Source organism: Balnearium lithotrophicum (assembly GCF_900182585.1).
Lineage (GTDB): Bacteria > Aquificota > Aquificia > Desulfurobacteriales > Desulfurobacteriaceae > Balnearium > Balnearium lithotrophicum.
The window spans coordinates 38,559-51,968 of sequence record NZ_FXTM01000013.1 but is presented as its reverse complement, the minus strand read 5'-3'; the positions used below and the strand labels follow the sequence as shown (position 1 = coordinate 51,968).

The 13,410-nt window shown below is 40.0% G+C and carries 16 protein-coding genes and 6 tRNA genes; 14 read left to right on the top strand and 8 right to left on the bottom strand.

Features of this window, described 5'->3' with window-relative positions:
• The 8 genes from FN732_RS05880 to FN732_RS05845 form a co-directional block, all read right to left on the bottom strand.
• Positions 1-597: helix-turn-helix domain-containing protein (locus FN732_RS05880; RefSeq protein WP_142935635.1), on the bottom strand; the 597-nt coding region annotated here is incomplete at its 3' end.
• A 76-nt stretch (positions 598-673) separates the two neighbouring features.
• Positions 674-749: transfer RNA gene (locus FN732_RS05875), tRNA-Gly, on the bottom strand.
• A 24-nt stretch (positions 750-773) separates the two neighbouring features.
• Positions 774-1,205, bottom strand: coding sequence for a hypothetical protein (locus tag FN732_RS05870; RefSeq protein WP_142935634.1), 432 nt, complete (start codon positions 1,203-1,205; stop codon positions 774-776).
• Positions 1,206-1,216: 11 nt separating this feature from the next.
• On the bottom strand, positions 1,217-3,568 hold the full coding sequence (priA, locus tag FN732_RS05865; RefSeq protein ID WP_142935633.1) for a replication restart helicase PriA: 2,352 nt from the start codon (positions 3,566-3,568) through the stop codon (positions 1,217-1,219).
• A 99-nt stretch (positions 3,569-3,667) separates the two neighbouring features.
• A complete protein-coding gene (locus tag FN732_RS05860) occupies positions 3,668-4,036 on the bottom strand; it encodes a hypothetical protein (RefSeq protein WP_142935632.1) in 369 nt (122 codons plus the stop codon).
• Entirely contained in the window at positions 3,972-5,045 is a 1,074-nt protein-coding gene (locus FN732_RS05855) for a glycosyltransferase family 4 protein (protein WP_185954268.1), read from the bottom strand. Before FN732_RS05855 ends, FN732_RS05860 begins: the two co-directional genes overlap by 65 nt.
• Positions 5,014-5,775, bottom strand: a complete 762-nt coding sequence (locus tag FN732_RS05850; protein ID WP_142935630.1) for a glycosyltransferase family 2 protein — start codon at positions 5,773-5,775, stop codon at positions 5,014-5,016. The genes FN732_RS05855 and FN732_RS05850 overlap by 32 nt, the downstream gene beginning before the upstream one ends.
• Positions 5,772-6,812 (bottom strand): polysaccharide deacetylase family protein, encoded by a 1,041-nt coding sequence (locus FN732_RS05845; RefSeq protein WP_246051343.1) that lies wholly within the window; start codon positions 6,810-6,812, stop codon positions 5,772-5,774. Before FN732_RS05845 ends, FN732_RS05850 begins: the two co-directional genes overlap by 4 nt.
• Before the next feature lie 43 nt (positions 6,813-6,855).
• Between FN732_RS05845 and ispE the strand changes: the two genes are divergently transcribed.
• From ispE to FN732_RS05775, 14 genes are all read left to right on the top strand, one after another.
• Entirely contained in the window at positions 6,856-7,695 is an 840-nt protein-coding gene (gene ispE / locus FN732_RS05840) for a 4-(cytidine 5'-diphospho)-2-C-methyl-D-erythritol kinase (RefSeq protein WP_142935628.1), read from the top strand.
• A 1-nt stretch (position 7,696) separates the two neighbouring features.
• Positions 7,697-7,771 (top strand) — tRNA-Gln (locus FN732_RS05835).
• A 12-nt stretch (positions 7,772-7,783) separates the two neighbouring features.
• Positions 7,784-7,859, top strand: a tRNA-His gene (locus tag FN732_RS05830).
• 2 nt (positions 7,860-7,861) lie between these two features.
• Positions 7,862-7,947: transfer RNA gene (locus FN732_RS05825), tRNA-Leu, on the top strand.
• Position 7,948: 1 nt separating this feature from the next.
• Positions 7,949-8,024, top strand: a tRNA-Gly gene (locus tag FN732_RS05820).
• 4 nt (positions 8,025-8,028) lie between these two features.
• Positions 8,029-8,104: transfer RNA gene (locus FN732_RS05815), tRNA-Cys, on the top strand.
• 156 nt (positions 8,105-8,260) lie between these two features.
• A complete protein-coding gene (locus FN732_RS05810; RefSeq protein ID WP_185954267.1) occupies positions 8,261-8,893 on the top strand; it encodes a LexA family protein in 633 nt (210 codons plus the stop codon).
• A 52-nt stretch (positions 8,894-8,945) separates the two neighbouring features.
• Positions 8,946-9,143 (top strand): type II toxin-antitoxin system RelB/DinJ family antitoxin, encoded by a 198-nt coding sequence (locus tag FN732_RS05805; RefSeq protein WP_185954266.1) that lies wholly within the window; start codon positions 8,946-8,948, stop codon positions 9,141-9,143.
• Positions 9,144-9,216: 73 nt separating this feature from the next.
• Positions 9,217-9,405: a hypothetical protein gene (locus FN732_RS05800; protein WP_142935625.1), complete on the top strand. Its 189-nt coding sequence runs from the start codon at positions 9,217-9,219 to the stop codon at positions 9,403-9,405.
• Between the two features lie 69 nt (positions 9,406-9,474).
• The gene (locus FN732_RS05795; RefSeq protein ID WP_142935624.1) at positions 9,475-10,443 is read left to right on the top strand and encodes a hypothetical protein; all 969 of its coding nucleotides are present in this window, start codon (positions 9,475-9,477) and stop codon (positions 10,441-10,443) included.
• 128 nt (positions 10,444-10,571) lie between these two features.
• Positions 10,572-10,886: a hypothetical protein gene (locus FN732_RS05790; RefSeq protein WP_142935623.1), complete on the top strand. Its 315-nt coding sequence runs from the start codon at positions 10,572-10,574 to the stop codon at positions 10,884-10,886.
• A gap of 1 nt (position 10,887) precedes the next feature.
• Positions 10,888-11,595, top strand: coding sequence for a DUF5131 family protein (locus tag FN732_RS05785; protein ID WP_142935622.1), 708 nt, complete (start codon positions 10,888-10,890; stop codon positions 11,593-11,595).
• Positions 11,596-11,605: 10 nt separating this feature from the next.
• Positions 11,606-12,589 carry a helix-turn-helix domain-containing protein gene (locus FN732_RS05780; protein WP_142935621.1) on the top strand — a complete coding sequence of 328 codons (984 nt, stop codon included), beginning with the start codon at positions 11,606-11,608 and terminating at the stop codon, positions 12,587-12,589.
• Positions 12,579-13,364 (top strand): P-loop NTPase family protein, encoded by a 786-nt coding sequence (locus tag FN732_RS05775; RefSeq protein WP_142935620.1) that lies wholly within the window; start codon positions 12,579-12,581, stop codon positions 13,362-13,364. Before FN732_RS05780 ends, FN732_RS05775 begins: the two co-directional genes overlap by 11 nt.
• Positions 13,365-13,410 lie beyond the last annotated feature (46 nt).

Here is a 13,410-nt window from a genome sequence, read left to right as displayed (position 1 = left end):
GAAGGTTTTTCCGCACCAGTAGAGGTATTTGACGTCTATGAGGACTGTTCCGGGTTTATCGGCTCTCAACCCTCTTCTGGTGCGGTTTTTTTTCCATATTTGTTTTCTTTTCTTAAAGTTCCATGTGAGTTTTCTGGTTCTTTCTATCAGATTGTTTCTCTTTAAAACTCTGTAGATGGTTGAAGGAGAGACTTTTATGTTGAGGTATTTTTCTATAAAGACTGATATTTTTTCTTTGCTCCAGGTAGGGAATTTTTCCCTAACTGTGATTATGAGAAGTTCAAGTTCTGGTTCTATCTGAGGTTGTCTTACTCTGTGAGGTCTTTTGTTTCTGTCTTTGAGGCCTTCTAAACCGTACTTTTTGTATCTATTTTTCCACTTGTAGAAGGTAGTTGGACTTATTCCGAAGTATCTGCAGGTTAGTCTTGCATTTTGGTGTTTTTCGTAATGTTGAATCCATTTAAGTCTTTTTCTCACGTTTGGGTCTTTTGTTAGGTCGAGTTTGGTTTTGATTTTCGTTCCTCTTTTGATTGTTTTTTTGAAGGGTGTATTTGATATGTGCAGGGATGTTCCTTTGAATTTCTTTAATTGTTTCATTGGTGGACACCTCCTTTTGTTGGAGTTCAAATCTTATTTTAGGGTGTCCACCTTCTTTCTGAACTTCAACAGTTAATGGAGCGGGCGACGGGACTTGAACCCGCGACCCCAACCTTGGCAAGGTTGTGCTCTACCAACTGAGCTACGCCCGCTTGAACACTAATAAAAATTAGAAACTATTCCCTATTTGTCAACTCTCCCTTAGGACCTAAGCTTAGGACAATTTCTGTTTCACTGAACCCCTTTAAAACTTGAATCTGAAGAACTTTTTCGGGAGTTGTAAACGTTAGTTCTGCACTGTTTCCATAAACGGTAATGGTTAGAGGTTCCCATCCCTTTTCAGGAAGGGTCTCCTTGTAGTAAGAGACAATTTCCTTAATTGGAGCTCTACCCTTAAATACCAAACGGCCAACCTTTACACTCCCAGATTCGTAAATGAAGCTCTTTTCAGGAATCAGCTTAAATCCAGGATAGACAGGTACGTTTTCACCAAGGAGCTCCTCCTTGACCTGCTCCTCCTGAACGGGGGAGGTTTTAACGCTCTGCTGAGAAACGGGAGCACATGCTCCGGCTAAAAATAGCAATAGAAGGAAAACTCCTCTCCTCATAATTTCCCTCCTCACGAAATTCTAACAGGATTAACGTCTATTTTAACCCTAAACTTCTTGGGAACGGTAGAAACAGAGTTTTTAAGCTTTTTCAATTTCTCAATAACACTTTCCCAATCAGTTCTAAGAAGGGCAATGTACCTGTAGTTCCCCGAAACCTTTGGAATAGGAGCAGGATTGAGCTTAGGAAACTCAAAATCACTCCGTAGTTTTAACTTCAAATTATCATAAAACCTTTTAAGCTCACCTTCCTCTCTCCTGTTCTCAATTTGAAATTCAAGGAGAACTCCCAACTTGAACGGAGGGTATCCAAAAATTTTCCTCGTTAGGAGCTCCTCTTCGTAGAAGGAACTGTAATCGTAGTTAACTGCATACCTTATTGATGGGAGATCAATGTTGAATGCCTGAACGATGGCAGAACCTGGAATGAACCTTCCAGCTCTACCGGTAGCATGGACGATGGATTGAAAAATTCTTTCGGAGGAGAAGAAGTCAGGAGGTCCCCCAAGGAGGTCTGCAATCAGAACTCCTACGAAGGAAAGTCTTGGAAAGTTGTGCCCCTTAATTGCAATGTTTGTTCCGACTATAACGTTGTAGTATCCCTCCTTTATTCTCCTTATGATTTCCGCTCCCCTTATAGGGTCCTTAACTGTATCAAGGTCCAATCTAACAATTTTCCAATCCGGATAGAGAAGCTTTAACCCCTCTTCTACCCTTTCAGTTCCGTAACCTTTAAACTCAAAGAGTTTTCCGCACTTTGGACACCTGTAAACGGGCCTGTACTTTTTACCGCAGACGTGACAGATAAAGAGCTCCTTTGACTTGTGGTATGTAAGGGGAACTTTACAGTTTTTACACTCAACTAAGAAGCCACAGTTTAAACAGAAAATTTTTGAATAGTACCCCCTCCTGTTTATGTAAAGGAGTCCCTGCTCTCCCCCCTTTACGACCCTTTCTAATGTCCTTAAGAGCTTTTCCGTGAAAATGCCTCTTTTCTCCTCAGTTTTAAGGTCTAAGAGCTCCACTCTTGGAAGTGGTAGAGCAGAAACCCTCTCCTTTAGGTGATGAAGAAAGAGTTTTCCCTCCTTGGCCCTTTTGAACGAATCGACGGAAGGTGTTGCAGATACAAGGAGAGTAGTAATGTTCTCAACCTCTCCCCTCTTTACTGCAACATCTCTTGCATTGTAGTAGGGTTTCTTCTGCTCCTTGTAGGAGGAATCCTGCTCCTCATCAACGATGATTAGTCCCAAATCCTTTACGGGGAGGAGAACGGCCTGGCGGGTACCTATGAAAACGGAATACTCACCGGTTAAGGCAGAAATCCAGGCAGAGACCTTTTCTTTCCTTGAGAGCTTTCCATGAAATATTCCCACACTTCCAAAGTAGTCCTCAACTCTACTTCGGAGCTCCGGAGTCAGAAGGAGCTCCGGAACCAAAATTAAAACCCTCCTTCCCCTTTCAACAACCTCCTTTGCAGCCTGGAGGTAAACCTCCATTTTCCCAGAGCCGGTAATACCAAAGAGTAGATGGATACCTCTTTGGGAGAGAATTTCACTTAAAGCCCTATTTTGACTCGGTGTTAAAACAACCTTTTTCTTTTCTTTCAAATTTTGAGGTCTAAATGGGACGGTTTCTATCCTTAGAAACTCCTCCAAAATTCCTTCATCTACAAGTTTTTTCACCGTTTTTCTTGAAAATCCCAAACTTCTAACTGTGTCAATGGAAACCTCTTCCCTTTGAGCAATAAAATTCAGGAGCTCTAAGACCTTCTTGCTCCTTCCACCGTACTTCTTCCCGGTCAACTTCAGATAGGTTACCCTGTTAACAGCATCTCTCTTCGTCTCCTCAACAATTTCAAGAGCTCCCTTTTTTGAGAGCCTCTTGACAACTTCAAGGAGATTTGAAATTTTCAACTTCCTCCTAAGACTTGAAAGGGAAAGTTCCCCTGAGGAAGAGTTCTGCAAAAGGGTTATCAGCTTTTCCTCGTTTGGAGAGAGAGGGAAGTTAACGTTCTTTAGTTTAATCCTCAGTTTTTCCTCCACGAGGAATCCCTCAGGGAGGAACCTGAAGAGGGCCTCTCCAAAGGATGAGCAGTAAAACTCAGAAATCCAGGAGCAGAGCTCCAAGGTTCTTTCTGTAAACAGAGGGAAAGGGTCTGGTACGTCAAAAACTTCCTTAACTGTAAATTCTGTTTCTTCTAATTCATTAAATACGTCAACAATAATTCCCGTTTTTAACCTGTTTCCCTTACCAAATGGAACGATAACCCTCTTTCCTATCTCAGGAGGATAGGATTCGTATCCTGTTAATCTGTAGGTAAATGTCGAATCTACAGGAAGGTCTAAGGCAACTCTTACAAACAACCTATCCCTTCCTAAATGTCGAACCTATTGCCATCAATAGAAGAAGGAGGGAAGCCACTGCTACCAGGAAAACAACAAGAGTAGTAAACACGTTACCTCCTATTTTAATTCCTCCACTTTTACTGCATCAATGTAAGGGAAATTAAATTCTGTCACCTCGACGTAACCCACAACCTTTACCCTTCTTCCTATCAGTTTACTTAAATCTCCATAGTCGTAGTGGATATATATACAACCCGATTTATCACAGACCAAAGGGTCCTTAGGATAGGGAGGAAATAGGTCCTGAGGCCTTTTATAGGTTAACCTTCCCACTACCCTGACGTAACACCCCCAGTAACCCTTTGGATGTTCGGACAAGAGGCCGGCGGGGTACGTTATTGTATAGTCCTTGCTTACCGTTCTACACCCTGTCAAGGATGAAAGAATTAATAACAGGACTGAGAGAAGAAAAGGAGTACTTTTCAACGGCTACCTCCCTGGCCAACTCTCCCAATTTTTCTAAATCCACGTCCAAAAATCTGTTTATAGCACTTGACAATTTTTTCTCGTCTGGTTCAACAGCCACTCCAAAGGGAGGGCGGATTACCTCCGGTAGAGCCCCTACATTCGTTGAAACAACCGCAGTTTTACAGGCCATAAACTCCAATGGAGCTCTCACTACAACCTCTGAACCAACAGAGGGAACAACTGCCAGGTCACATGCAGACATAAAGTCGGATATCCTTTCTATCCTATTCCCTATGAAGATGACCCTATCTGAGATATTTAACTTTTTGGAGAGCTCCTTTAACTCTGAAAGTTTTGTGTTCTTTTCCTCTCCAACAACGGCTAAAACAAAGTCGTCCCTCCTCAATTTAGAAATGGCCCTAAGGAGAAGTCTGTGCCCCTTTACAGGATCCAACCTTCCTACGACCCCAATCAGCTTTCTCTCTCCTACCTTCAACCTTTTCCTAAAAGCCCTCTTTCCCGACTCAGAAAATGAAAACATATTTGTATCAACAATTCCGTGAATTGTCAGTTTTGGAACACTTGAGATAACAGAATTTATAAACTTTTTAGTTGAGACAATGACCCCATCCACAAATTTCCTGTGTATGAATCTGTTTAATAGGGAATTTCTAACTCCCCTTGCATTTCCGTGAATTCTGAAGAGCCTATATCCAAAACTTTTTTTAAGGAGAGCTCCAAAGAGCATCTCATCTCCTCTAATGGTAACAACGAGGTTGGGCTTAAACTTCTCTAAGCTCCTTTTAAAGGTCAAAAAGGGCTTTAGTGAAAGCCCCTTCCTTGGGTCCGCTATTTCAAGTAGAGGAATTCCCTCCTTCTTTGCCCTCCTCCAGGCAGGAAAGTCCCTTATGGCTGCTATTGAAACGTTACACTCCCTCGACAGGGAAAGCGCTACCTTAAATCCAAGGTCCGTGAGTGCACTGTTCCACCTTTCGTCAAGAACGACGAGAGCTCTCAAGTTTTTCAATCTCCCAGAGTTTCAAGTATTTCAAAAATGAGTAGTAAGATGCCATAACGCTTACGATAAACCCTTCAAATCCGTCTAAGAATCCCCTTTTAAGGAAGTACCTCCTTAAGAAGGAACCGACCGGAGATGTTATCAATTTAAACGTTGAAAATCTCTTTCCCCTTTTGTAGGCTCCTTCTGCATAGAGGGTAGTGTACAGGTCTATCTTCCTCAAGTGTTGAGAGAGGGAATCGTAGGAGTAGTGGAGTAGGTCACCCTTTAGATAACCAACCTTTCCTTTGACCTTGAGGGTTTCGTGAACTCCATTACCCATCCACTTACATTTTTCCCTTTTAGCAAGTCTCAACTGCCAATCTGGATACCAGGCGTGTCTTATCCACCTTCCGAGGTAGTTTGTCAACCTGTTAACAAAGAATCCGGAAAATTCCGTTCCTTCAGATTTTAACTTCTGTATATTCTTTGAAAGTTCCTCGCTCACAACCTCATCGTCATCAAGGAATAGAACCCAATCACAACTACACTTTGAAAGGAGAAAGTTCTTTTGATTTACAAAGTTATCAAATTTTCTCTCAAAGAGCTTTACATTGTACCTTTTTAAAACATCTAACGTGGAATCCCTTGAACCGGAATCAACCACAACAATTTCGTCCGCAAAATTTTTAACACTTTCCAAAACCCTTTCTATTCTCTTTTCCGAATTGAAGGTTAAAATACCTACAGAGAGATTCAAACTGCCTTATTCCTCCTAAATGTCTTATAAATTTTGAAACCTACACCTGTAGAAAACGTTAAAATCCTACCGAGAATTGTGAATATATCCTTTCCTAAAGGAACTCTCGGAATTTCCTTGATGTCAGTTTCCTTTGAAAAAAAGCCCCTCTTCGTAGTAAATATGAACTTGTATACGTCGGAAGCTACTTCCTTACTTAATTTTGAATAGTGTCCAAAGGGCCATGAGAAGGTAGACACCCTTGTAGACAAGTTTCTCTCAATTTCCTCCTTGCTGTAAGTCAACTCTCTCCTTATTCTCTCTCTTGCCTCGTTCTCACTCTCGAGTCTTCCCAGATTCTTCACTTCCCTCTCTATTCTCTTCTTTAATTCCTCCTTCCAGTTGCCCTCCTTTTTGAACTCCCTGCAGAATTCAAGGAGCTCCTTGCTCGGTTCAAACTTCCTCCCGTAGAGGGAGCTCCTCGTTCTAAACTTTGGAAGGCCTATAAAGGGTTCCTTTGAATAGAGGAGCACGTTCCAGTGAAAGTTCCTTCCGTCGTAAAAGTCGATAATTTCACCTGATTGAGGAATTGAGAAGTGAAACTCTCCGTGAGCTCCAAAGGAGAAAACGTCCCTCATCCTGTCAAGTTCTTCCCAGGAGAGGAATTCCTGAGATTTAGAGTACTTAACGAACTCCAAATGGCCATCAAACATTGATTTTGGCTTAAAGAGCTCCTTGAATGAGACTTTTCCGTTCCAGTAATCCTCCAAGTTTCTTCTAACTCCCCCTTCCAAAATTCTTCCAGAGGTTATAAAAATGTGAGCCGGAATACCAAGCTTTTTCAAAATAGGATAGGCGTAAACAAAATTGTCTGTATAGCCATCATCAAACGTTATTGCCGCCCTCCTTTCGTTTGACCCTTCCTCAACTAAAGCATCCAAAGGAACTATTCTGAATCTACTCTTTATCAGCTTTAGAGCTCTGATGAAATTTTTGAGATTTAGGTCGTCCTTACCCCTTTCAGGATAAACTCTGTGAAGGAAGAATACTACATTCAAAATTTTCTCCTAATTGTTTCTAAATAGATATAATTTATTCACTATGAGATTAATAGTGCCGTCACCTGCAAAAATCAATTTGTCCTTATGGATTAAAGGAAAGAGACCAGACGGATACCACGAAATTGTTACTGTTATGCACACGATAAATCTATTTGATGTTCTTAGTTTCCATCCATCAGACAGGTTTGAGCTTGAAATTGTCGGAAACGACACTCTTCCCTTAAATAAAGGAAATCTAATAGTAAAAGCTGCCAATATTTTCAAAGAAGCAACAGGGATTAAACCCAAGGTAGGAATAAGGCTTAAAAAGAGAATACCTGTTGGAGCAGGGCTTGGAGGAGGAAGTTCAAACGCCGCTTCAACACTGAAGGGGCTTAATGAAATTTACGGAAATCCACTATCTGAAAAGGAACTCTATCAGTTAGCTGCTCAAATCGGTAGTGATGTTCCTTTCTTCATAAAGGGTGGACTAGCACTGGCCTATGGAAGGGGAGAGAAGATTCGAAACTACAACCCGGTAAATTTTAAGCTCTTGCTGGTTTACCCTAACTTTCAATGTTCAACAGCTGAGGTGTATCAGAATCTCCCTCCAATCAAGAGAGATATATCACCAGAGGATGCCGAAAAATTTGTTATATCTCCTTTAGTATCCGGAAAAATAGAAGAGGCTATAAACAATATGGTAAATGACCTTGAACTGAGCAGAGCTCCCTGTATAGAAGGTGTTAAGAAAGTTAAAAAAGTTTTAGAAAACATAGGCCTTAAACCCCTAATGAGTGGAAGTGGTTCTTCAGTTTTTGCCATTTTGACTGGTAGTATTTCTGACTTGACCCCCTTGAAAAATAGTGGCTGGTGGTATAAATTTCTCTCCGCAGTATAGCTGGGGCGTAGCCAAGCGGTAAGGCAGCGGACTTTGGATCCGCCATTCGCAGGTTCGAATCCTGCCGCCCCAGCCATTTATTATTATGGTGGGAGTAGCTCAGTTGGTGGAGCGCCGGGTTGTGGCCCCGGCGGTCGCGGGTTCAAGTCCCGTCTCCCACCCCACAGCGGGAGTGGCGGAACTGGCAGACGCGCTGGACTTAGGATCCAGTGCCTTCGTGGCGTGTGGGTTCGACTCCCACCTCCCGCACCATGCGGGCGTAGCTCAGTTGGTAGAGCACAACCTTGCCAAGGTTGGGGTCGCGGGTTCAAGTCCCGTCGCCCGCTCCATTAAGGCGGCGTAGCCAAGTGGCTAAGGCAGGGGACTGCAAATCCCTTATTCGGCGGTTCGAATCCGCCCGCCGCCTCCAAATCTACCAAGTCTTATCTCCCTCTCAGTAATTCATGAAAAAGTTTTTTTGTGCCCAATTTGTGCCATTCCAAAGTAGTGTGCTATCTGTCAAAAAACAATTGATTTCTTCAATCAAAAGATTTAAAATAAACAGAAATAGGGGATGGAGGAAGACTTGAGCGAATTAGGAAAAAGAATAAAAAAATTGAGAGAAGAAAGAGGTCTTTCACGTTTGCAGCTTGCTAAGGAACTGATAGAAAAGGGGTTTGTAAATTATGATTCCGTGGAATCCCTTAATCAATATTTATATATGATAGAAAAAGGTAAAAGAAACCCTAAAGATGAAACCTTAAAGCCAATAGCAGACTATTTTGGAGTACCCCTCCAGTGGCTAAAAGGGGAAGTAATTTACATTCCAATAATTGGAGAAACACAGGCTGGAAACTTTGGAGGATATATCGATAGTAATGTAGAGGAATATTTACCTCTACCATCTTTTATAGTCTCTATTCCAGATGCTGAAATTCGTACCTTTTTTATGAGAGTTGAAGGTAATAGCATGTATCCAGAATTTAAACCTGGAGATTTAGTTCACCTTGCAGACCCTTCTTTTTATCCTCCAGAGAATGGGGATGATGTTGTAGTTATTAAGGGCGGAGATGCCACTTTAAAGAAATATTATGCAGAAGAAGATAAAATCAGACTTGTTCCTGTAAATGACGATTACGAGCCAATAGAGTTACCTTTAGAAGAGTCTGACGACATAATGATATTTAAGGTAATAGGCTTTTATAGGAAAAACCGTTGACAGCTTCAATCAAATGATTTAAATTTGACTATGGAAAACATGGAGGATGGGGATGGAAAAAGAAAAAATAGAAATGGAAAAGTTCATTAAGCTTCTCTCCAATAGAACAAAAAACCTCAATTTTCGCGTTAACCCCAAGTTAAAAAAATTATTTGAAGAAACCTGCCAAAAGGAAGGGTTAACTGTTTCTGATTGCCTTAATTATTTAATGTTGAAGTACATTCAAGAAAAAAATGGTATTAAAGACTGATGTATTGACATTCGTCAATAATAACTTATATTTAACCTTGACGATGGAAAAAAATCTAAATGGGAGGTATAAAATGGGAGTTGAAAGAGTTCTCAAAAACATGTTAGACGGAACATTAACCATTACGGTTAATGGACAGGGAGTAAAAGTAGTTGTAGAAGACCAGGGAATTTGTGCAGTTTACACAGCTGACACTGTAGAAGAGGCTCTTAAGAAAGCATCAACCTTTGACCCAATGAAGCTTTCCAGTAAGGAAGAATAGTTAGGCAATGAGATTGCCTAAATTGACAAAGCAAATTATTGGTATTAACCTTAATGGATGGAGGAGAAAATGTCAGAAGTCAAAACAACAGCTGACCAGGTAAGAATCAAAGTTGCTGAGGAACTCCAAGAACAGTGGCTTGATTTAACGAGAATCAAAGGGTGGCTAAAGGGACATAAAGGTATTCCCGAAAAAGCCCAGGAACATCTCGCACAGCAAATAAGAGCCCTTTTTGCTGAGTTTGGTCTTCGTCCAGATTTGGGACATATCATTGTGATGGGTGACCGTCCTTATATTACTAAAGAAGGGCTAATCTATTATGCTCAGAAATCAGGACAGCTTGCAGGAATAGAAGTGGAAATCGTGGAAAGAACGCAAAATTTTTGCTTAATGAAAGCGACGGTGAGAACTAAAGATGGCGGGAAGTATGAGGCTTACGGTGACGCAGATAAAAACAATACAAATCGTACAATCTCCCCTCACTTAATCAGGATGGCTGAGACCCGTGCGGTGAACCGTGCACTGAGAGTAGCGTTCCCTATTGGTTTATGTTCTTACGAGGAACTTGCAGAGCAAGATATACTTTACGACCCTGAAACGGGAGAGGTAATTGAAGAGAAAAGACAAAACAACAACAGAAACGGAGATGCAAGCGACAGACAAGTAAACGCTATTAAAACAATAGCAGATAAGAGGAAGCTATCAGAAGAACAGTTGAGGGAATTTCTCAAACTCCTCGTTAACAAAGAAAAGCTTGAGGAATTAGATAAGGAGGAAGCTTCAAAGGTGATTACAGAACTTAACAAGTTAGCTCCTAAGCAAATTCTTATTGAGATTCAGAATACACTTAAGGGTTTGGGCATAAAGAATGGCGAGAAGAAAAAGCTGTATCAGACAGTAATTGGAAAAAGCACATCTAAGCTTTTCACTGAAAAAGAAGCTCAAAAGTTCTTGGAGTACTTGAAAAAGCTTAAGCAAGAGAAGAATGGAAAGACTCAAGAAGGGAACAAAAATGAGGAAGATGATATTCAGTTCTGATTTAAGCGGGGGCTTCCGCCCCCTACTGACGATGGACCAAACCGTGGAGGTACTCTCTGGAGGTGTGGAGCACCTTAGCGGCTTATTTGTTAATTTAGGCAATTAAATCGTGTTGTCAAGGAGGGAAAATGGATACTAAAGAATTAGAGAGTGCAAGGAAAGATTTCTTTAACTTTATCAAAAGACTTTTGAAAATCAAGGGAAAGCCCAAGATTAGAGTTTATGGTAATGCTCCTATTATAGGTATTTTGAATGAAGAAGAAATTACTTATTCTCTTTCAAAGCTTTCAGTATTCCAAATTAGAAGAACCGAAGATTATTCTCTCAATGAGAGAGGGAATCTTAAAAGGGTTAAAGTTTTAGAAATCCGTTTACTTTGTGGAGATCCTTGTTACGAAAAGTGGGTAACCCTCTGGAAGCGATTTTGGGGAATGGAGGTTTAAAATGTCAACTAAAATAGACTGGTGTGATGAAGTATGGAATCCAGTATGGGGTTGTCTTCATGGTTGCCCTTTCTGCTATGCAAGGAAATTTGCAAGGAGATTTTACAGAAACATAGCAAAGAGTAACAATCTTTCTCCGAAGGATACAAAAAGGTTAAAGAACTTTCAGCCCGTGTTCTTGCCAAAGAATTTTGCTCGCAAATTCTCAAAAGGAGAAGGGATAATCTTTGTAAATTCTATGAGCGACATAGTATTTTGGAAGCGAGATTGGATTGAAAAAGTCTTTGAAAGAATAGAGCAGGAGCAAGATAAAATATTTTTATTTCTCTCTAAAAATCCCAAAAGTTATAAGAAATTTCCTGAAATTATTCCTGAAAATGTTTGGATTGGAGTATCTGCAACTAATAATCTGGAGCTCACAGAGCGAACAAAAGTACTCTTAAAAGCTATCTCCAAATTTCCCGAAGTTAAACTGTTTATTTCGTTAGAACCACTTCTAAAGTCGATAAGAGATTTAGACTACCTGCAATACTACAAATGGGTAATAGTAGGACCTCTAACCGGAAGGAAATACCATCCTTTCTATCAGTTCTCTAATTCCTGGATAAAACCCATAAAGGAGTTCTGCAAGAAGAAAAGAATTGCCTTTTTTACTAAGGATGCTGCTAAAAGATTTGGAATTGAATTGATAAAAGAATTTCCGTTTTAGGAGGGAAACGATGGGTGGAGAAATTATTGAACTGAGAGATAGCAGGAGAAAACATTTTTTTACAGTGGATAATGAAATATTTGACTTGAACCTTAGTGTCTATTCTTTAGCCGTTTATTTCTATTTATGCCGTTGTGCAGGTGATAAATCTTATGCTTTCCCTTCTTTAAGCAATCTACAAAAAGCACTTTCAATCAGCAAAGATAGGCTTCTTAAAAGCCTAAAGGAGCTTGAAGGGAAGAACATAATTCGTCGAGAACATAGAATAGGAGAAAAAGGGAACTACCAAAGTACGGTTTACGTACTACTTGATAAATCAGTTTGGAAGAAAGATAGTCCGTCTAACGGACAAGGGGTTGTCCGCCAAGCAGACAAGGGTAGGTCGTCAGACGAACAAAGGGTAGTCCGTGAGACAGACAAGGGTTGTTCGTCAGACGGACATAAAGAAAAAACAAATAAGAAAACTCATATAGAAGAAAAAACAGAGAGAGAAATAAGCACTCCTTCGCTTGAAGAAAAAGAACCTTCTCCTAAAAAAGAAGGGAAAGAAAAATTAGAGCAAGCTGGCGGCGGCGAAATTTTTGACGCCGTCAAAAATCAACCTGCAACGAGAAAAGCAATTAAATCGCACTCAAAGTATATTTCACCTTACGCCAAGAGAATAGTAGAGGTTTTTAAACACCACTATATGGATAAATTTGCCTGTCCTCCAGCTATTTATCCAAAAGCAATAGAAAACTTAGAGAGACAACTTTCGTTTCTAAGTGAAACTGAAAAAGCAGCTTTTGTTGAAAAGGCATTAGAAGTAATTCCCGATTACTTAAATAGCGATGATTACTTTATAAAGCACAAAGTTAACTACTCATTCTCAGGATTTGTTTCACAACTACCTAAGCTAATACATTCCAGCTCCAGTAAGAAAAAAGAAATAGGAATCAAATGGAAACAAGTAGACACTGACCCTGATATAGGAGGAGAATGTTATGAGTTATAGAGAGACAATTGATGCTGGAGATGGAAAATTTTTTATGAAAGACTGGTTATTTAGAAAGTTTAAAGGAAAAATTAAGAGTAGAACAGAGGAAGAAATAGAAAAGTGGGAAACTCAACAAAAATTTATAAAAACCTTCCGTCCTATGTTAGAGCAAGCAAGGCTTACAAAATTTAATTTTAGCAAATACATCCAAAAGAGAGAAGCTAAAAACGTTCCTGAACCTAAAGCCATGAGAATAATAAGGGAATGGAGTAAAACTAATAAAAGAATTTTGATACTTTCCTCTCCTCCTGGAACAGGAAAGACGTTTGCATCTGCATTTTACCTTTACTGTGCATGGAAAACGGCTTTTAAACACGGATTTGAGAACTGGAGTATATTCTTTGTTAAGGAACAGGAGTTATTTGGTCCTCTTGGTTTTAAAGGGGATTTAAAAGAAGCGGTTATAGAATATCTCAAAAGTGCTCAACTCTTGGTAGTTGATGACTTTGGACAGGTAATTCCAAATGATGAGAGAAAAATAGAAGAAATGAGAATATTCTATGAGGGGCTTTTTGATAAAAGAAGGATAATGAAACCTGTAGAAGGATTAAAAGTCCCCCGACTTATTTTAACGACCAACCTCTCTCGTGAAGAGATAGAAAATCTTCCTTACATTAGTAGGAGGGTATGGTCCAGGATTTCTTCTATAACTATTTTTCGCCAGTTTACAGACAGAGATTACCGCAAATTAGGTTTTCCAGATTTCTTACCTTCAGAACCTAAGCTTTATTGACAATGCAAATAAATTGCTTAAATTACTTAATAAAGCCATTTATCAG